The organism is Sphingobacterium corticibacterium, assembly GCF_004208525.1.
Lineage (GTDB): Bacteria > Bacteroidota > Bacteroidia > Sphingobacteriales > Sphingobacteriaceae > Sphingobacterium > Sphingobacterium corticibacterium.
Genome location: NZ_SGIT01000001.1, coordinates 829,339 through 850,517 on the forward strand (window position 1 = coordinate 829,339; position 21,179 = coordinate 850,517).

15 protein-coding genes are annotated in these 21,179 nt (G+C 40.5%); 12 read left to right on the forward strand and 3 right to left on the reverse strand.

Annotation, left to right across the window (positions count from 1 at the left end; all coding sequences use genetic code 11):
* Positions 1-23 precede the first annotated feature (23 nt).
* The 3 genes from EWE74_RS03460 to EWE74_RS03470 all read left to right on the forward strand — a co-directional run bounded on the left by EWE74_RS03460 (position 24) and on the right by EWE74_RS03470 (position 4,892).
* The gene (locus EWE74_RS03460; protein WP_130140122.1) at positions 24-1,082 is read left to right on the forward strand and encodes an efflux RND transporter periplasmic adaptor subunit; all 1,059 of its coding nucleotides are present in this window, start codon (positions 24-26) and stop codon (positions 1,080-1,082) included.
* A 14-nt stretch (positions 1,083-1,096) separates the two neighbouring features.
* Positions 1,097-4,288 carry an efflux RND transporter permease subunit gene (locus tag EWE74_RS03465; RefSeq protein WP_130140123.1) on the forward strand — a complete coding sequence of 1,064 codons (3,192 nt, stop codon included), beginning with the start codon at positions 1,097-1,099 and terminating at the stop codon, positions 4,286-4,288.
* 157 nt (positions 4,289-4,445) lie between these two features.
* Positions 4,446-4,892, forward strand: a complete 447-nt coding sequence (locus EWE74_RS03470) for a DoxX family protein (protein WP_130140124.1) — start codon at positions 4,446-4,448, stop codon at positions 4,890-4,892.
* Between the two features lie 44 nt (positions 4,893-4,936).
* On the opposite strand, the gene EWE74_RS03475 is transcribed toward EWE74_RS03470, so the two are convergent.
* Positions 4,937-5,449, reverse strand: coding sequence for an RNA polymerase sigma factor (locus EWE74_RS03475; protein WP_165384632.1), 513 nt, complete (start codon positions 5,447-5,449; stop codon positions 4,937-4,939).
* 482 nt (positions 5,450-5,931) lie between these two features.
* On the opposite strand from EWE74_RS03475, the gene EWE74_RS03480 reads away from it, so the two are divergent.
* Entirely contained in the window at positions 5,932-7,029 is a 1,098-nt protein-coding gene (locus EWE74_RS03480; RefSeq protein ID WP_130140126.1) for a sensor histidine kinase, read from the forward strand.
* A 42-nt stretch (positions 7,030-7,071) separates the two neighbouring features.
* Here the strand turns inward: EWE74_RS03480 and EWE74_RS03485 are convergent, their stop codons facing one another.
* Positions 7,072-9,081 (reverse strand): M13 family metallopeptidase, encoded by a 2,010-nt coding sequence (locus tag EWE74_RS03485; protein ID WP_130140127.1) that lies wholly within the window; start codon positions 9,079-9,081, stop codon positions 7,072-7,074.
* A gap of 143 nt (positions 9,082-9,224) precedes the next feature.
* Between EWE74_RS03485 and EWE74_RS03490 the strand changes: the two genes are divergently transcribed.
* Together EWE74_RS03490 and EWE74_RS03495 are read left to right on the forward strand one after the other, a co-directional pair.
* Positions 9,225-9,872 (forward strand): hypothetical protein, encoded by a 648-nt coding sequence (locus EWE74_RS03490; RefSeq protein WP_130140128.1) that lies wholly within the window; start codon positions 9,225-9,227, stop codon positions 9,870-9,872.
* A 34-nt stretch (positions 9,873-9,906) separates the two neighbouring features.
* Positions 9,907-10,701 carry a Rossmann-fold NAD(P)-binding domain-containing protein gene (locus EWE74_RS03495; protein WP_130140129.1) on the forward strand — a complete coding sequence of 265 codons (795 nt, stop codon included), beginning with the start codon at positions 9,907-9,909 and terminating at the stop codon, positions 10,699-10,701.
* Here the strand turns inward: EWE74_RS03495 and EWE74_RS03500 are convergent.
* Positions 10,688-11,104, reverse strand: a complete 417-nt coding sequence (locus tag EWE74_RS03500; protein WP_130140130.1) for a cupin domain-containing protein — start codon at positions 11,102-11,104, stop codon at positions 10,688-10,690. The two genes, EWE74_RS03495 and EWE74_RS03500, sit on opposite strands and share 14 nt — an antisense overlap.
* A 125-nt stretch (positions 11,105-11,229) precedes the next feature.
* Between EWE74_RS03500 and yihA the strand changes: the two genes are divergently transcribed.
* From yihA to EWE74_RS03530, 6 genes are all read left to right on the forward strand, one after another.
* Positions 11,230-11,850, forward strand: a complete 621-nt coding sequence (gene yihA, locus EWE74_RS03505) for a ribosome biogenesis GTP-binding protein YihA/YsxC (RefSeq protein WP_130140131.1) — start codon at positions 11,230-11,232, stop codon at positions 11,848-11,850.
* A 2-nt stretch (positions 11,851-11,852) separates the two neighbouring features.
* Complete coding sequence (locus tag EWE74_RS03510) at positions 11,853-12,701, forward strand: 4-hydroxybenzoate octaprenyltransferase (protein WP_130140132.1); 849 nt, start codon at positions 11,853-11,855, stop codon at positions 12,699-12,701.
* Between the two features lie 83 nt (positions 12,702-12,784).
* Entirely contained in the window at positions 12,785-13,798 is a 1,014-nt protein-coding gene (locus EWE74_RS03515) for a LacI family DNA-binding transcriptional regulator (protein ID WP_130140133.1), read from the forward strand.
* 207 nt (positions 13,799-14,005) lie between these two features.
* Positions 14,006-16,585, forward strand: coding sequence for an alpha-amylase family glycosyl hydrolase (locus tag EWE74_RS03520; RefSeq protein ID WP_239018543.1), 2,580 nt, complete (start codon positions 14,006-14,008; stop codon positions 16,583-16,585).
* Between the two features lie 15 nt (positions 16,586-16,600).
* Positions 16,601-19,582: a SusC/RagA family TonB-linked outer membrane protein gene (locus EWE74_RS03525; RefSeq protein WP_239018544.1), complete on the forward strand. Its 2,982-nt coding sequence runs from the start codon at positions 16,601-16,603 to the stop codon at positions 19,580-19,582.
* 16 nt (positions 19,583-19,598) lie between these two features.
* A complete protein-coding gene (locus tag EWE74_RS03530) occupies positions 19,599-21,179 on the forward strand; it encodes a RagB/SusD family nutrient uptake outer membrane protein (protein ID WP_130140134.1) in 1,581 nt (526 codons plus the stop codon).

The following is a 21,179-nucleotide window of genomic DNA, read 5'->3' on the forward strand; positions in this document are numbered from 1 at the left end:
CAACTTATTTATACACATCAAATATGAAACGGGTAATTTTAACGGTAATCATCATTGCTGCTGCGTTAGCAGGGATTATGTTTATTTTGAATCAGAACAAAGCTAAAAACGAAGCTGATACGGCTACGGTTGCCATTCAAAACGCAGCGGTATCTGTTCGTGCCGATACAGCAGATTTTAAAGACGTCAATGCAGAATATGTCACCAATGGTGTATTTGCGCCTAAGCAGGAAGTTATGTTGTCCGCAGAAGCTTCTGGCAAGGTAGTACGTGTACTGGTAGAAGAGGGAGCGTATGTAAAAGCTGGCCAGACACTCGCCATAATTGATGGCGATAAGCAAAATGTTACGGTGACAAATGCGCAGGCAACCTACAACAACGCCGAGGCGGAAGTTGCTCGTTTCGAGAGTGCTTATTCCACAGGAGGCGTCACCCAACAGCAGCTGGACCAAGTGAAGCTCCAGTTGGAAAATGCAAAAAATAATTTGAAATCAGCACAGTTGTCAGCTTCTGATGTAAATATTACAGCGTCTTTCGCAGGTGTAATCAACAAGAGAAATATTGAACCCGGTTCTTATGTAAGCCCAGGACAGGAACTATTTGAGGTGGTCAATGTGTCTACGTTAAAGTTGAAAATAAATGTTGACGAAAAAAATATCGGACAGACGAAATTAGGGCAAAGCGTTAAGGTTGAATCACCTGTCTTGCCGAATCAGACCTTTTATGGTACGGTCACTTTTGTAGCACCTAAAGCAGATGGCAGTTTAAATTTTCCTGTGGAGTTAGAAATAAAAAACAATGCCAATAACGATTTGAAAGCCGGAATGTATGGTACGGCCTATTTTGGTGGCGAAGGAGCTGTTAATGCCTTAGTTATACCACGAAACGCCTTTGTAGGAAGTGTGAGCTCTAATCAAGTTTTTGCTGTTGAAGATGGAAAAGCGGTATTGAAAAATGTGGTGTCAGGAAGAAGCTTCGGGAATTACATCGAAGTGGTGTCGGGATTAGAAAAAGGTACGGTGGTTGTAACTTCTGGTCAAATTAACCTTTTGGAGGGCACACCGGTAGAAATTATTAAGTAAAAAAGAACCTTTCAATGAAGATTTCTGAAATATCTATAAAAAGACCCAGTATAATAATTGTATTGTTTATTATACTTACGCTTGGTGGAATATTCTCCTATAGCCAAATGGGATATGAGCTTGTGCCGAAATTTGAGGTCAATGTTATTACGGTGCAAACGATATATCCCGGTGCGGCACCATCCGAGGTAGAAACTTCCGTAACCAAAGTAGTGGAGGACGCTGTGGCGTCGTTAGAAAACGTAAAAAAAATAGAATCAAAATCGATGGAATCAGTTTCTGTCGTCATGATTCAGCTTAATACCGGGGCGGATGTTAACTTTCTCCTCACGGACGCACAACGTAAGATCAATGCTGTGATCAATGAATTTCCGGATGATGTAGAAACACCGGCATTGTCCAAATTCTCCTTGGATGATGTACCTATCATGAATTTATCCGTGACGTCCAATTTGTCAGAAAAAGATTTATATGATCTTTTAGATCAAAAAATTCAACCGGTTTTCGCCCGTATCAACGGTGTTGCAAAAGTGGATATGATTGGGGGAGAAGAGCGCGAAATCCAAGTTAGCGTGGACCCTAATAAACTAGAGGGCTACGGTCTGTCAGTTTCGCAGGTGCAACAAGCGATTGCTTCTGCTAACCTTGACTTCCCGACAGGTAACGTACGGACACGGGATAATCAGACCACGCTACGGTTGGCTGGTAAATTTACAAGTATCGATGAGTTGCGGGATTTGCCGATCACTACACCGGGCGGCGCAGCCATCCGTTTACGTGATATCGCAGACGTACAGGATGGGATTAAAGATATCGAAAAAATATCACGTATTGACCGCCAAAACACGATCTTGATGCAGGTGTTTAAGCAGTCTGACGCCAACGCGGTAGCCGTTTCGGAATTAGTGCAAGAAGAGATCGCTACAGTGAATGCGGATTACCAAACGGAAGGGGTTAATATTATCATAGCAAATGATACAACCGACTATACATTGACCGCCGCCAATAACGTGATCCACGATTTAATGATTGCGATTGCTTTGGTAGCATTTATCATGTTATTTTTCCTCCACAGTTTGCGCGATGCGTTTATCGCTGTGGTAGCTATTCCTTTATCGTTGATAGCCACCTTTATTTTCTTAAATATGTTGGGCTACACCTTAAATTTGATGTCGCTTTTGGGATTGTCGTTGGTGGTAGGTATCCTGGTAGATGATGCCATTGTGGTTATCGAAAATATCCACCGTCATATGGAGATGGGTAAAAATAAAGTACGTGCTTCCTTCGATGGCGCGAAAGAAATTGGTTTTACAGTTTCGGCAATTACCTTAGTTATCGTGGTCGTGTTCTTACCTATTGCAATGTCATCAGGGCTGGTTTCCGATATCTTACGCCAATTCTGTGTCACTGTAATGGTTTCTACGTTACTTTCTTTCCTTGTTTCGTTTACGATTGTACCGTGGCTATATTCTCGTCTAGGAAAACTGTCTCATATTAATAAAAAATCATTTTTTGGGGGCATACTACACGGTTTTGAAAATGGTTTAACGGGGTTGACAAACTGGATTTCGGGTATATTGAAATGGTCATTAAAACGTCGCCTAAATAAAGTCATCGTTTTACTTATTTCTATAGGACTACTGTTTGCATCTTTCGCATTGGTTGGTATGGGGTATATTGGTTCGGATTTTTTCCCCGGAAACGATAAAGGAGAGTTTTATCTGCAAATGGAGATCAACAAAGACGCCTCTTTAGAACAAACGAACTTTATGGTTCAAAAAGCGGAAAATTATTTAGCACAGAAGCCAGAAATTGAACGGATGATTACAACCGTAGGACAAGCATCTGACGGAATGATGAACGTAGGAGGTACAAAATACAAGGCAGAGATTCATATCATTTTAGAGCCCGGATACAATAAAACGGAATCTACCAAAGTTTACTCCGCAAAGTTAAAGCGTGAGATGGAAAAAGTTCTGGTAGGCGCTAAATTAAAAACGGTTAATATGGGAATTATGGGCGCTGAACAAGCACCATTGATGATGACAGTTGTGGGGGCTTCTCCAGAGGATGCGTTAGAGACCGCACGTACCTTTGCGGATATACTTCGCAGTGTGCCCGGCGCTTCAGAAATTGAATTGACATCCGAAGACGGTAATCCCGAAATTAGTGTACAAGTGGATCGTGATAAAATGAACACGTTGGGACTAAATGTTGCAACGGTAGGTATGACGATGCAAACGGCATTTTCTGGAAATACGGATACCAAATATCGGGCAGGTGATACCGAATATGATATTAACATCCGTTATGATGAGTTTGGCCGCGGAAATATTGATGATGTCCGAAACTTAAAATTTATTAATCAAGATGGACAAGCTATTAAATTGGAGCAGTTTGCAGATGTGGCGTATGCTTCTGGGCCAAGTTTATTAGAACGACGGGATAAATCGCCATCGGTGTCTGTACAAGCACAGGTGGTTGGACGTCCCGTCGGTACAGTAGCAACGGAATGGGAAACGGAAATCCAAAACCAGATTGGTAACAACACCATCACGTTAAAACCAGGTGTTTCTTATATGTGGGGTGGTAATATGGAAAATCAAGAAGAAGGTTTTGGGACATTGGGTGTGGCCTTGATTGCTGCTATTCTTTTGGTCTATCTGGTCATGGTAGCGCTCTACGACAGCTTTATGACGCCTTTTGTCGTGTTATTCTCCATTCCGTTGTCTTTCATTGGTGCCTTGTTAGCATTAGCGATAGCAAACCAAACGTTGAATATCTTTACCATTTTAGGTATTATCATGCTGATTGGATTGGTAGCTAAAAACGCTATTTTATTAGTGGATTTTGCGAACCACCGAAAAGACGCTGGAGCCAGTACATACGACGCTCTTGTTGCAGCCAACCATGCGCGGTTTCGCCCCATCTTGATGACAACTATTGCGATGGTTGTTGGTATGATACCTATTGCATTGGCACAAGGGGATGGTGCAGATATGAACAGAGGACTTGCAATCGTGATTATTGGTGGACTTTTATCGTCTCTTTTCCTGACATTGGTTGTTGTACCGGTGGTGTATTCCATTTTCGATGGTATTAGTAGAAGATTTGGTAAAAAGGAGAAGGTGGATTACGCAGAACTGATGGTCGCTGATTATATCGAAAACGAAGATTACGTAGACGAGATGGAAATCAAATATTAATTTAAAAAAGCGAATAGAAGAAGAGGTCAACACGGAAATGGTTGACCTCTTTTTTTGAATATATTTTTAATTAAGCACGATTTTTGCAGAAGATTGTATAACTATAAACCGCACCTTAAAACTGTACAATGGCTTTAATGTTAAAAAAGGAGGTTATATGAATCTGGTACAAAAAATTAGTCGGTGGGGAGATACGCATCATCCACGTTGGCTAGACATCTTAAGAATCTTTCTCGGCGTTGTTATTTTTGCTAAGGGGATAAGTTTCGTAAACGATCGGGACGCTGTCGCTGATCTTATTCGACAAACAAGCTTTCAGCTCTCCATCTGGTCGGCTGTTCATTACGTAGTATTTGCTCACCTCGTTGGCGGATTATTCATTATTTTTGGTTTCCAGACACGGCTGGCGGTTCTTTTTCAAATACCCATACTTATAGGTGCCGTGTTTTTTGTGAACATCACAAATGGCTTTACTTTTCTAAATTCTGAGTTCTGGATCTCCTTGGTGGTTTTAGTGTTATTATTTGTATTTTTAATCGTAGGTTCAGGAAAGTATTCGCTGGATAATCTAATGGATAAACCGGGATATAAACGGTCTATATAAGCTAGAGACGTAGCGTACATTGCTACGTCTCTACTCATCTTATCCTACCCTTTTCTATATATTGACAACTCCTTCTGCAGAAACTTCCGTGTATGGTGGATACGGGTTTTTACAGTGCCTTCGGGTAAGCCGAAATGATCGGAAAGTTCACGGTATTTATATCCTTCCATATATTGCACAAAGAGTTCGTAATGATCTTGAGGTAGCTTTTGTAAAGCGTCACGTATATCTTTCATCACAAATTTTCCCTCTACCGTATTCGTTGTGAAGGGCTCCGAACAGCCTTCTCCTCTGTATCCGGCACTTTGGAAGCTCTCATATTCCGTATGTCGCTGGTTACGTCGATAGTGGTTAATGTATACGTTTTTCATAATGACGTATAACCACGAAACCAATTTTGGGTTATTAAAGAAATTGTCGAGATATTTAATGGAACGAACCAATGTCTCCTGAACAAGTTCATTGATCTCCTCAGGATCTTTAGTAAACTTAAATGCAATATTCTTTAAAATACTTTGGTTTTCTAATAATGCTAGATTTAATTTTTTGCTTTCCATAGTTTTCATGTTTTTATCTAGTTTACGTCCGATTGTGTGGAGAAAGAGTAAACAAAAACAATGCAAACAAATATGTAAATCACGGTGTAGTAAATGGCAATCTTGAAATACGATAAAAATACCTATCGGGTGCGGATTTTCCTCAATAAGCTAAATCCTAAAGAAAAGTTTATCTGAAACATCTTTCTTTAAAATGTATCTCGTTTCTTTAAAAAACAAAATAGGTGTTTTGCTTCACGATACGTATAAATCGCGCGATATACGGTAAAAAATTAGTCAATAGGTCAATAAGTAGGTGTTTGTCGCAAAATAATGTCAACTATTCATGTATTATGATTGTTTTTATCTAATTCGGACGATAGGCTGCATTGGAAAAGAAAATAATGCTATGTATTTATTTTGGTACGATGTCCGAAATAAAACAAAATTTTCCCATAATTGTTATCTGGTAGAAATTGAATATCGCCGGCTTTATCATAGACATGAATCGATTCCGAAATTTTATTTTACAGACCCTGGAAAAATCTAGAGGTGCAACTGCGATATATGACACCGCAGATATACGAATTGCCTTCGTTAATAGTGCGATGTTTGAAATATGGGGACGTGGTGAGGAGATTGTCGGACTACTTTTTGGCGAGGCTTTCCCCGAGTTTACTGAACAGGGTTTTACCGATATATTGAAAAAGGTGTGGGCGACAGGTCAAACATACGAAGCAATAGCATATCCGGCTAACGTCACGATCAATGGTGTGACCGAACTGAAATATTTTGATTTTATCTATCAAGCTATCGTAGATGAGGAAGGTAAAACAAGCGCTATCATTCATACTGCAACAGATGTGTCTTCCCGTCGACAAGCCTTGGAGAAAGTGCGGGAGCAGAGTGCTATTATGGCTTTCAATAATGAATTGGAGATCCTGGCACATACCTTATCACACGATTTAAAAAATCCTTTGTCTATAGCGAAGATGGGAACGCAATACTTACAAACAAAAGGGGGGCTAAACGAGGCGGAACAATATAAATGGACTACGATCATTTTAGATGCTCTGGTTAGTATTGAAAACATCATTGGACATAATATTCAACTGAATCAAACACGTTTATTAAAATACAACAATGCTTGTGTTTCCTTGGAGGAGATCATTCATAAAATATGTCTCGAAAGCCAAACGCTGTATAGCGGTACCAATTGCGTATTCAAAATTGGTCGACTGGAATCGTTGTATGGGGATAAGGACGTGTTCTATCAGATATTTTTTAATATTATTGGGAATGCAGTAAAGTATTCGTCCAGGCAGAAAAAGCCAATCGTGGAGATTAGCAGCTCGAAAAAGCAGGGTTATATCATTTACACGATACAGGACAATGGCATCGGCATTCCGAAAAAAGAGCTAGGATCTGTTTTTCAACAATTTCATCGCGCATCGAATACGGAAGGTTTCCCCGGAACCGGTATTGGGTTATGTGTCGTAAAGAAAATCATGATTCGTCTTAAAGGCAATATCACACTTTCCAGTTTGGTCGATAAGGGGACGACCGTCGAATTGTCTTTTCCGGAACGTGCCGAATATTAACCATCCCGTATCGTATCATACGGGATGGTTATTCGTATCAAATTACCAAATTTTGATACGTTCCTCTTTTGGTTTATACATTTTATCGCCTTCTTTTGTATCGAATGCTTCGTGGAAAGCGTCTAAGTTGACAATAGGGGCAAAAGCACGGTATTGCGCCGGAGAGTGCGGATCTGTTTTTACTTGGTTTACCACAAATTCATCCGTCGTCTTTGTTCTCCATATCGTCGCCCACGATAAAAAGAAACGCTGTTCTGGTGTAAAGCCATCAATTAATCCAGGGTCACCTTTGTCTTTCAAGTACATTTTTAAGGCATCGAACGCGACCGAAGAACCACCGAGATCGCCAATGTTTTCACCTAATGTAAAGCGTCCATTGACAAAAACACCTGGTACAGGTTCGTATGCTTCAAATTGAGCCACCAATGCATCGGCAGCAGCATCAAACTTTTCCTTATCTTCGGGTGTCCACCAATTATTTAGATTTCCATCACCATCATATTGCGAACCGGAATCATCGAATCCATGCGACAATTCGTGTCCGATAACCGCACCGATACCACCAAAGTTTACCGCAGCATCCGCACGATAATCGTAGAACGGTGATTGCAGAATGGCAGCGGGGAAAACAATCTCATTGAACAATGGGCTATAATAGGCATTTACCGTCTGTGGCGTCATACCCCACTCGGTTTTATCGACAGGTTTACCTTGTTTAGCAAGATTATCTTCAAAAGACCAACGATTAAGCGCATGAACATTCTCAAAGAGTGAAGTTCCTACCTCCAGCTTTGAATAGTCTTTCCATTTGTCCGGATACCCAATTTTAACATTAAATTTAGCTAGTTTTTCTAGCGCTTTCTCTTTGGTTTCGGCCGACATCCAATCCAAATTATTGATATGTACTTCAAAAGACTTGATAAGGTATTGCACTAACTCTTCACAAGCAGCTTTTGCTTCCGGTGGAAAATTTTCTTTTACATACAGTTTACCCAATAACTCGCCTGCTGAACCATTCACAAAATCCAGCCCTCTTTTCTCCATATTGCGTTGCTCTTTTTGCCCTTTTAATTGACGCCCGTAAAACTCAAACGCTAACTCGTCAAGTTCGGCAGACAGGTAGTTCGTCGCGTCGTTCATGACATTGAATTTCAGATATTCTTTAATCTGTGGTAGTTTTTCCGGTGTAATAATTTTATCAAGATGCTTATAGTAGTTGATTTCGCTAATAATAACCGTATCAGCCGTAAAACCAATTTCTTTGATATATTTCGCTATATCGATATTTTTAACCATTTTTCCAAGGTCCGCTACGGCAACTGGATTATACCTCTTTTGTGCGTCACGCGACTCCTCAATGGTTTTAAGATAAGAGGCGATTTCCTTTTCAAATGCTACAATTTTAGGTCCTTTAAGGTCTTTGGTTCGTTGGTCTATTTTACTATATAGTGTAGATGCAAATGTAGCATATTGTCCTAACGTTTCCGTATTTTTCTCGTCCACTTTCTGGTAGTATGAACGACCAAGCCCTAAGCTTCCACCACCCAAATAAACTGCATTAATATCGCTGTTTTTCATGTGCGCATATACGTATCCTCCGAAGAATGGATTGCCACCTTCTGGCCCTACTTCCACTAGGTAATCGTAGAGATCGTCCAGTGTTTCGATGGCATCAATTTTTGTGAGATAAGGTTTAATCGGATCGAAACCTAATTGATTACGGTTTTCTACATCGACATAAGATTGATACAGATCCGCAATTTTTTGTCCGTCTGTACCCTTCTCAAAAGTTTCCTTTAATGATTCTTTTAATATCTTTAATACAGCCTCGTCAGTGTTCTCACGAAGTTCATCAAAAGAACCCCAACGTGCCTTATCAGCTGGAATCTCTGCCGTTTTCATCCAGTTGCCATTGACATAATGGTAGAAATCATCTTGCGGACGAACAGTGGTGTCCATGTGCGATAAATCAATCGCTTGATGTGGTTCTTGTGTGCCGGCACATCCGGCTGTCATCACCACAACAGTGGCTAATCCAAGAAGTTTTTTCATTATACGTTGTGTTTTAATTTGGAAACATTATGCCTGAGCTGTTTCCCATTTTGTTATTTAGTTTTCTATGCAAACATAATAAATCTTAAGAAAATGGAACGTAACGATTGTAGGAAGAACTGGATTTTCCGTATCTTGCTCTCATGATATGGGTAGTGGATGACCAGGAGATAGAGGTTCTTTTCAGTGCAAAAGAAGAAGTGGAGATATGTCGATGGAATGAATACAAAAAGATCATACAAGTGCCGTTAAGTATGCAAAAAGCGGAAGCTATCTGGACTATACGTAACTTTTTGCAAACACGGATTTCAGACACCACACGCTGGGTGGAGGAACGATTGGAAGTGTTTGATAAACATTGGCCAATGAAGCTATCGTCGAATAAACAGACACCCTATATAAAAGAGGGCATCATCCATTGCTATATTATGGGTAGGCAGATGTCGGCTACCGGAAAGATAAGAATCAAAGAAGAGCTGTTACAGCAATTCGCCTTACGTGAAGTAGGTCACTGGGAAGAAACGCTTAATTTATTGATTCCCTATATTACCTTCCGAAAGAACAAAAATAAACCCTATGTCGTGCAGCGACAGAAAGGAAGTATTTGTGTTGATAAAGCACTTTACAACCTATCATTAGAAGCTATTACATACTGTTTGTTTAACGCGGTAGCAGATTATGGGGTTTTAGGAATAAATCGTAGAAGACAATTAATCGAAAAGCATTTTCCGAGGTGGGAAGCCTTGGAGAAAGTTATACGCTATGCATATGCATCCTATGAAAGCCCTTAATAATAAGTAAATAATGAAATAAACAAAAAAATCGATGAAAGAAATATGCTCGAAATTAAATAACCTACATATAGGTATCGTAGGGTGCGGATGGCTTGGTATCAGAATGGCAAGGAAATGGCAGATAAAGAACGATCTATATACGACAACAACCTCACCGGACAAAATAGGGGCATTAACTTTTCAAGGATTAAATCCAAGGCTTATAGATTTCAATACAGATAATTCCACGGTTGACATTTTAACTTGGGAGGTCGTTTCATCTTTAGATGTTTTGATTATAACTTTCCCTATTTCTTCCCGTAAAGATCAAGATCGTAATAACATTAAAAGACGAATTCATAATTTGTCTAAGTTTATAGGTAATTTCGATGGCCAACTATTTTTTATGGATTCTACAAGTGTTTATCCAGATGAACAAAAAGAATTTATAGAGGACGATATTTCTATTGAAAACGTCGTAGCTGAGTATCTATTAAGGGCTGCATACCCGGAGGTCAATATCTTAAGATTGGGTGGACTTATGGGAGACGATAGGCAACTTCACAAATATAACGTTTCCAATCTCGATGCCCCTGTTAATCACGTTCATTTCGAAGATATTATTGCTATAATCGAGAAAATGATTGAAAATAGATCCCGATCTAAAATATACAACATTGTGGCTCCCGTACATCCAACAAAGCGAGAAGTGATCTGTGAACAGACGGGGCAGCCGTACAAAGAGGATAAAAGAGAAATAGGTAGATTAATTTCCTCAAGGAGGTTGATGGAGGAACTGGATTATCATTTTATATATCCCGACCCGCGGTATTTTATTCTTTCATGACCAATGTGAGTAAAAAAAAGCTTTCTGTGCATGCTTTTATGCCGTGCATCAGATTTTCTTGTAACGCTATCATTTGTCCTTTTTCTATTTGTACACTTTGGTGTTCCGTACTGAATTCAATTTTTCCCGCTAACACTTGTACACTTATTGTTCCATTTGCTTTATGTGGTTTTAGTTCCGCATTTTCATGCAACCCAATTAGTACAATAGTCATAGTCTCCGATTTAAAAATAGTAATTGAATTCCGTTCGCTATCGGCCCAAGTCGTTTCATTTTTTATTTGATCAATGAATGCTAACAAATCCATTTCTACAAGAGGAGCGTTTAAAATACGTTCACCCTCGGGGCGTTGTGGTGTCGCATCATTTGATTTATTGTTTTCGTTCAAATTCTCTTTTTCCATTTCTAAAAGTCTTTATACACGATAATATTTCCGTAATAAGGTTTGCCAATATATTATTTAACGATTCAGGAATGGATAATGTTTGCCAACATTAGACAAATGGGAAAAAATATTACCTTTGCTATATGTTTGTAAAAACTGCAGAATTTATCGCTAGCAATACTGATGTTCGGAAGCTTCCGGAACCGTCGTTACCAGAATATGCTTTTATAGGTCGCTCAAATGTAGGTAAATCATCGTTGATCAATGCCATGGTCAATAAAAAAGGCTTGGCCAAAACATCACAAAAGCCCGGTAAGACGCAACTTATCAATCATTTTATAATCAATAAGGATTGGTACCTTGTCGACCTTCCAGGTTATGGGTTCGCGCAGACATCCAAAAAAAACCGGGCAGAATGGGAACGGTTTATTCGAAGATATCTAACGCAACGCGAAAATCTGCAATGTATTTTTGTACTCATTGATAGCCGGCTCGAACCACAGAAGATCGATTTAGAATTTTGTTGTTGGTTGGGAGAGCAGGGATTACCTTTTTTGTTGGTATTTACAAAGGCAGATAAGCAATCCGGTGTGAAATCCGACCAAAATATTGCTAAATTCAGAAAGGCGCTCTTAGCCTGGTTTGAAGACGTGCCATCCATCTTTTTGACTTCTGCTGAAAAAAAGCAAGGTATGGAAGAGATTTTGGCGACGATAGATGAGATTAATAAAAATTTTATTCCGCCTATTGTGGAACAGCAGTAACCATGAAAAAGTATATGTCTCTCGTGCTGTTTGCGCACAGCATTTTCGCATTGCCTTTTGCTATTATCGGATTCTTCTTAGCTATAAAAACCACAGAACATAGCTTTGATTGGAAAAAGCTTCTGCTGATGTTGGTATGCATGGTAGCCGCTCGAAATGCGGCCATGGCATTTAATCGATTTTTAGATAGGGATATTGACGCTAAAAATCCCCGAACGGCGATGCGTGATATTCCCGCCGGAAAGATTTCAGCCAATAGTGCATTGACGTTTACCATCATTAATTGTTTCTTATTTGTGGCAGCTACTTATTTCATCAATACACTATGTTTCTATCTATCACCTATAGCGTTGTTCGTGGTATTGTTTTATAGCTATACCAAGCGGTTCACCCCCCTATGTCATATCGTATTGGGTGTTGGGTTGGGATTGTCGCCTATAGGAGCCTATTTGGTTGTAACCAACCATTTCGATATCGTGCCGATATTTTATGGTATTGCTGTGATGTGTTGGTCTGGCGGATTTGACATTATTTACGCTCTCCAAGACGAAGAATTTGATAAAGCAAATGGCTTGCGTTCTATCCCCGCATATTTTGGAGCAAAAAAAGCATTACGTATTTCAGAACTGTTGCACGTTCTCTCTTTTGTATTTGTATTATTACCGGCGTTTTATATGCCAGTAGGGTTATTCTACTACTTGGGTATCGCTTTTTACGGACTTTTATTGATATATCAGCACCGTATCGTAAGCCCTACTAATTTAAGCCGAGTCAATCGCGCATTTATGACGACTAATGGTGTAGCTTCTGTCGTATTTGCTGCATGTTATTTATTGGATATTATTTTTTAGGGTAGGCGACTATACGCCATACGCGTCACAAGCATCTGGTAACGAACAATGAATTATTACTATCTTTGAACAAGAATAAAGATATGTCACAGATAACGATAGTTGATTTAGCAGAAAAATTAGGGCTGTCCAAATCTACCGTATCCCGGGCTTTTCGGGATAGTAGCGATATTAGTCCGAAAACAAAAGAACGTATTCTAGCGAAAGCAGAAGAACTAGGTTTTTCTCCTAACTTATATGCGAGTAGTTTACGGGGAAACCGTAGCCAGACGATTGCCATTATCATTCCCGAATTTGGAAACAAATTCTTTAGCCAGGCAATAAAAGGGATTGAATTGGTTGCCCGTTCTAAAAAATACCATACGTTGATATACGTAACGGATAGTAGTGTACGGAATGAAGCCTCTATCGTGCGTTCATTAGTTAACGGTCGTGTAGATGGCGTATTAATTTCTGCTTCCGGAGAGGGGAAAGATCATAGCCATTTACAAACACTGGAAGACCACGGTATACCTACGGTATTCTTCGATAGGAGTTACGACGACTTTCAAGGGCATTTCGTTACGGGTAATGACTTTGAATCCAGTCGGCTTGCTACGCAGCATCTTATTGATAGCGGATGTAAAAACATCGCCTATTTGGTAATTGACCAGAAAGTATCTATCGGTAAGATTCGAATGGATGGTTATAGAAAAGCGTTGGAAGATAATGGTATACCATTTCAAGAGAAATTGATACTAGACACCGAAAACGACGAAACAAAAAATAAGGTCGCTATTCAAGAGCTCCTTCAGCAGCATAAACCTGACGGAATTTTTGCTTCGGTGGAAAGATTGGCTATATCTACAATCCGGGTAGCTCAGGAAGAGGGAGTACGTATTCCTGAAGATCTGAAATTGATATGTTTTTCCTGCTTAGACATCGCAGATTTATTGAATCCTTCACTCAGTGTTGTAAAGCAACCTGCGTTTGCCATGGGAAAAGAAGCGGCCAATTTTCTCTTCCAGGCATTAGATAAGCCTACTGAACGTGACCAACAATATACTACCTTGCTGCAATCCAGCCTTATTTTTCAAGATTCCAGCCGGAAAATTTGAGTTGCCGTAAAAAAAAATCATTTTTTACTTTGTATTATTCCCGAAACATTTTACCTTTGATATGTTTCGGGAACATTCCCGGAATGCTGACAATTATAGAGGGATCACAAGAGTAAAAGTTTTTATAGTACGCTTTGTTCTTCCATAATTAATTAAATGGAATTTTTTCGGGAACATTCCCGTGGTTTTTTGCTAACCGTTTTGAGAATGAAAACGTACAAAAGTTTAGGATATCTGTTAATTACGCTGTGCTGGATCGTTGCCTGTAAAAAGGATGTGAAACCAGATATAGACACTATCGAGGAAGAAACAGCGCAGGGGATCGTATCATTATCCAACAATTTTCTTTATTGGGATGAAACTACCACACTTACGTTTGATCTCGCAAAAGGGAACAAAGAGCTTGCCAATCATTCGAGCGATCTATTTCTCCACGCAGGCTTACTACTGACAAGCAGCACATCGGAAAAAGAATGGAAAGAAGTTGCTACAGCATGGGATAAGAATCTGGATAGCTATAAGTTGAAGAGGGAAGCGGATGGTCGATATAGTATCGCGATTCATCCGGCAAGCTTTTTTAAACGTACACAGGCAAATGACGTTACGCACATTGCTTTTTTGGTTCGGAATGCGGATGGAAGCAAAGTGGCGCGTAATACAGATGGATCGGATATGTATTGGTCTATTTCATCGAAGCAAAGACCCGATATAACTTTTAAAGCGCCTGCGGTTCAACCCACTTTTGTTCCGCAATCGGAAAAACAATCATTCGCAAAGGGTGAAGAGCTTCCGATTCGATTACAAGCTTCCCAGTCGGGTACAATCACACTTTCTCTAAATGGACAGGAAATTGCGACTGGCCAAGGGAATGAGCTTCAACACAAATTGCAGCTGAATGGTACAGGGCAGCAGCATATACAGGCGCGTATCGAAGCCAATGGACAACGCACGATTAAGGAGCTTACTGTGTTTGTGGAAAGTGATGTGGAAGTTGCTGATCTGCCCGAAGGGATAAACAAAAATGGAGTCACAATTAATCGCGATAAACAAGAAATCTCATTCGCGCTTACGGCGCCGGATAAGTCTTCTGTATTCCTATTAGGTAATTTCAACAATTTTCAAGCGACGCAAGATTATGCGATGAAACGCACAGCAGACGGGAATACTTGGTGGATTACTGTAAGGAGTTTGGACTTTCAGAAGAATTATACATATCAATTCCTAATAGATGGACAGCTGAAGATTGCCGATCCTTATGCAAGATTGGTGTTAGATCCGAATCATGACGGGGAAGTGGCGTCCAATCCGTATTTGCCAAGCTATCCCCAGGGTGCAACACAAGGCATCGTTTCGGTATTGTCGCTAAACAATACAGCGTATACTTGGCAAGCCACAACGTTCAATCGTCCCGATGCCTTCGATTTGGTGATTTATGAATTGCATGTAAGGGATTTTCTGGATCAACGCAATTATAAAACATTACGAGATTCTATTTCTTATCTGAAGCGATTGGGCGTGAATGCCGTTGAGCTTATGCCTATACAGGAATTTGAGGCAAACTCCAGCTGGGGTTATAATCCTTCTTTTCATTTTGCGTTGGATAAATATTACGGTACCACAAATGAGTTGAAAGCATTTATCGATGAATGCCATCAAGAGGGGATTGCCGTAATACTGGATATGGTATTAAACCATGCGTTCGGACAATCACCTATGGTACGTTTGTATCAACAATCGGGTTCACTAACAACTAATCCTTGGTTCAATATTACACCTACACACCCGTACAATGTAGGATACGACTTCAACCATGAAAGCCCGTTTACGCAGCAATTTACTAAAGATGTGATTGCGTTTTGGATGGACGAATTTAACGTAGATGGTTTCCGTTTTGATCTCTCCAAAGGTTTTACACAGAGAAATTCAGGTACGGATGAAAGCGACGGAGCCGTACAGCAATGGTCGGCTTATGATGCAAGCCGTATCGCGATATGGAAAAACTACCATAATTTTATCCGTGAACGGGATCAAAACTTCTATGTCATTTTAGAGCATTTTGCGGAAGATCGGGAAGAAAGGGAATTGGCAAGTGAGGGCATGTTCTTGTGGAATAACTTAAATCATGCATTCAATGAAGCCACCATGGGTTATAATAATAACTCCGATATGAGCCGTCTTTTTGCGGACGCGCATGGTTTCGATCAACCCCGATTTGTGTCGTATATGGAATCGCATGATGAGGAACGTTTGATGTACAAAAATCTGCAATATGGCAATACAAATAGCAATTATTCAGCGAAAGAGCTGGCGACCGCATTGGAACGTATGAAACAGGCAGCGGCATTTCTGTTTTGCGCGCCAGGTCCGAAAATGATTTGGCAATTTGGAGAATTAGGGTATGATATCTCGATTGATGAAAACGGCAGGACAGGAGAAAAACCGTTAAAATGGGATTATTTGAAAGATGCGAAACGCTATAGTCTCTTTGCACACTATGCAAAGCTGATCGATTGGAAACGTCAGAATTCTATTTTCAGAAATGGAACAGTGAACCATCATGTAAATGGAGCCGTGAAATATTATGTATTAAAAGAAGCTGGACAGGAGGTACTTGTTATCGGAAACTTTGATGTGGTTACACATAACTTCACTGTTCTAGCAGATTTACAGAAAAACTGGCACGATAACCTGGCAGGGGTGTCACGCGATTGGCGTTCGAAAAGTTCGATCACATTGACCGCAGGACAATATTACATATTAAGCATAAATAAACTGAACAATAAATAATAACAAACTAATCAAATGATGAACAAATTCACATTACGCAGGGTAATGACCATGAGTTTTCTGATGTTACTTAGTACACTGACATTCGCGCAAACGGCACGCCTACAAGGCCGAGTTTTGGATAACGAAGGGAACAGTGTAGTAGGAGCGACGGTCCAATTCATTGGTCAACAAAGTGCTACGTCTACAGGTCCAAATGGAGCGTATTCCTTTAGCAATGTTTCGCCGGGATCCTACAAGGTGGGCGTATACATGATTGGATACGATCAAGCGGAGCAAACCATAAATTTGGCAGTAGGGGATAACACCCTAGATTTCACACTAACATCTTTTGCCAGTAGCCTAGATGAAGTCGTGGTCATCGGTTATGGTACACAGAAAAAAGGAGATTTAACCGGTTCATTGACAACGGTATCGTCTAAAGATTTTCAAAAAGGCTTGATTAGTTCACCAGAGCAGCTAATAGCGGGTAAGGTAGCCGGTGTACAGATTACCACGAGTGGTGGACAACCTGGCGGTGGAGCCACCATCCGTGTTCGTGCAGGAGCATCCTTAAATGCTAGTAACGATCCGTTGATCGTTGTCGATGGTGTTCCTTTATCGACGGGAGAAATTTCGGGTGTTGGAAATCCATTGAGTCTAATTAATCCAAATGATATTGAAATATTTACCGTATTAAAGGATGCGAATGCAACGGCTATTTACGGTTCACGGGCATCGAATGGGGTTATCTTGATTACAACGAAAAAGGGTACTAGCGGTAAACCGTCTTTCAACTTTAGTTCGCAAAATTCGCTGGCGAAGGTCGCTAACAAAGTAGATTTACTGTCTGCCGATCAAATCCGTGAATATGTTAATACGGAGGGCAACGATGCCCAGCGTGCGTCATTGGGAGATGCGAATACAGACTGGCAGGACGAAATTTACCGAGAAGCATTTGCTTCGGATAATAATCTCAGCGTAGCAGGAGCTATCCAACCCAATCTTCCTTATCGGGTATCATTAGGTTATCTGAGCCAACAGGGGATCTTAAAGCGCGATCTTTTAGAACGAACAACAGCTGGTATCAATTTCGCTCCTAAGCTTTTTGACAATAGCTTACAAATTGATATTAATTTGAAAGGGTCTATTTCAAATTCTCAATTTGCTAACCAAGATGCTATCGGAGCAGCTATACAGTTTGATCCAACAAAACCAGTATATACCGAGAACCGTTTTGGCAATTATTACGAATGGACACAATATAACAATAATACACAACAGGACGATCCAAATCCCAATGCTCCGCGTAACCCGGTTGCACTTATTGATCTAAAAGATGACAACGGAAAGGTTGCCAGAAGCTTTGGTAACATTCAGTTTGACTATGCTTTACCTTTCTTGCCTGAGCTTCATGCCAATTTAAATCTAGGCTATGACGTGTCCAGAGGACAGGGAAGTACGTCTATCCCAGCATATGCTGCGTCCAATATCAACACCTTAGGAGAGATTACCAGATATAAAAAGGAAATTACGAACACGGTTGGCGAATTTTACTTAAACTATATCAAGGATCTGACTGATATTCAGAGTAATATTAACGCTACCGCGGGTTATGGTTATTACGATAACAGGTCTAAGGAATATAATTTTGATCGTACGAGTGCAGACGGTACGGTGCTTAGTACGCCAACCTTCCCATTTGATATACCGCATAATCGGCTTATCTCTTATTATGGTCGTTTAATATACACCTATGCCGATAAATATATTTTCTCAGGAACGGTGCGTACAGATGGTTCTTCTCGTTTTAGTGAAGAAAACCGCTGGGGCGTTTTTCCTTCTGTTGGTGCCACTTGGCGTATTAAAGAAGAGAGCTTCTTGAAAGATAATAATACCATTTCCGATCTAAAATTACGGTTAAGCTATGGTGTTACTGGTCAGCAGGATGGTATTGCAAACTATTCGTACCTTCCTAATTATGTGCGTAGTATGAACGAGTCCTTATATCAGTTTGGGAACACGTTTTATAATATGTATACGCCGGTAGCCTACGATAAGAATATTCGATGGGAAAGTACCGCTACGTACAACGGTGGAATAGATTATGGCATTCTGAATGGTCGGCTTTCGGGTAGTGTGGACGTTTATTTCAAGAAAACCAAAGATTTGTTAAGCACAATACCTATTCCGGTGGGTACAAACTTCAGTAATCTGCTATTGACGAATGTAGGGAATATGGAAAACAAGGGAGTCGAGTTTAGTCTGAATGGAGCCGCCATACGTAAAGATGATCTTAATCTGGATTTAGGATTTAACTTTACGTATAACCATAGTAAAGTAACCAACCTAACCGCCGTGGACGATCCGAATTATCTTGTCGAACAAGGCGGGATATCAGGGAGTACAGGTAACAACATACAAGCTCATGTGGTGAACCACGTGCCCTACAGCTATCGAGTATACAGACAGGTATATGCGGAAGATGGCAGTCCGCTTGAAGGGATCTATGAAGACTTGAACGGTGATGGTATTATCAATGATAATGATCGCTATTTCTATAAATCGCCACTTCCAACCTATTTGTTGGGTTTTACGGCACAATTAAATTATAAGAAGTGGACATTGAATACCGTTTTACGTTCCAATATTGGAAATTATGTTTACGATAACGTGTCATCCAATTTTGCTAGCCGTTACAATGTACTCGATCCAAATGGGCCAATTAATAACGCCCCTACTAGTTTTTTAGGAGCTCAATTTGAGCAAAAACAATATAACAGCGATTACTACATTCATAATGCGTCATTTCTAAAAATGGATAACCTCTCTTTAAGTTATGCTGCGGGGAGTATTTTTCGGAATGGGGGTGGTAGACTGACCATCTCAGCAAACATGCAAAATGTGTTTACAGTGAGTAAATACAAAGGGGTAGATCCCGAAATAGATGGCGGTATTGACAACCGTTTTTATCCGAGACCGAGAACCTATGTATTAGGTGTAAACTTAGATTTTTAACCGTTAACTGAAGAAAATGAAACGTACTATATTTTTAGCAATAAATGCCGTCTTGATGCTGACAAGTTGTAGTCAGAACCTAGATTTGGCGCCGACAAACGATATCACGGCAGATGTCGCCTATAGCTCGCCCGAGGGTTACAAAAATGCCTTAGCAAAAGTGTACGGCAGTTTTGCCCTCACCAGCGGAACGGGACCGGGAGACAGTGATCTGGGCGGAATCGATGCGGGAACATCAGACTTCCTACGTCTTTACTGGAATGCGCAAGAACTCACAACGGACGAAGGCATCTGTGCTTGGTTAGGAGATCCGGGTGTAGCTGATCTCAATTATCAAACGTGGAACTCCAGTAATGTCATGCTTAGAGGGTTATATACACGGAGTATTTACCATATAACCGTTATCAACGAATTTTTACGTGAAAGTACGGATGAAAGGTTAACTGCAAGAGGTATTACAGGCAATGATGCAACGATGATCGCCCAGTATCGTGCGGAAGCGAGATTCCTGCGTGCGTACCAGTATTGGGTATTGATGGATCTATATGGCAATCCTCCATTTATAACGGAAGAAAACGAAATAGGTGTTACACCGCCGAGTCAGATTACTCGGACGGAACTTTTTACCTATGTAGAGACGGAACTTCTTGCTATCGATGAACTATTGACGGCACCACGACAAAATGAATATGCGCGCGTGGACCAAGCAGCAGCTTGGGCATTACTAGCCCGCTTATATCTCAATGCCGAAGTCTATCTTGGACAAGGAAATGGGAAGTTTACCGAAGCGGTAACTTACTCCTCTAAAGTAATTGATGCCGGTTATAGTCTAATGGAACAGTATCAACATCTTTTCTTGGCTGACAACGATCAGGATAACCCCGAGATAATTCTTCCGATTGCCTATGATGGTATACAGACGCAAAATAACGGTGGGACAACATTCATTATCAACTCATCTGTACATGGTTCTATGACACCGGCAAACTTCGGTATTCCTGGTGGGGGATGGGGTGGTAATCGTAGTCGCAGCACCTTACCGGGTACGTTTGACGATGTAAGTGGAAACACGGATAAGCGAGCAATGTTTTTTGGAAGTAACCCGAATATTGAGGATCCAGCCGTATTCACGGAAGGATTGGCCGTGACTAAATTTAGCAATAAAACGTCTACAAATCAAAATGGAAAATCTATCAACGGTACTTTCGTTTCGACCGATTTTCCATTATTCCGTTTGGCAGAACAATACCTTATCTACGCTGAAGCGGTTCTGCGTGGAGGATCCGGCGGCAACAATACACAGGCCTTGGCCTATCTTAACCTCCTTAGAGCACGTGCCTACGGTAACTCTTCCGGAAACCTGAATACTATTTCTTTAGATATTGTATTGGAAGAGCGGAGTAAAGAACTGTATTGGGAAGCCTTCCGCCGGACAGATTTGATCCGTTATGGAAGGTATACGGGCGGAAGTTACCTATGGCCGTTTAAAGGTGGACAAGCAACCGGAAGAGCAGTAGAATCCTTCCGCACCCTTTTCCCTATTCCTGCGGCTGATTTAATCGCAAATCCGAATCTAGAACAAAATACAGGGTATTAA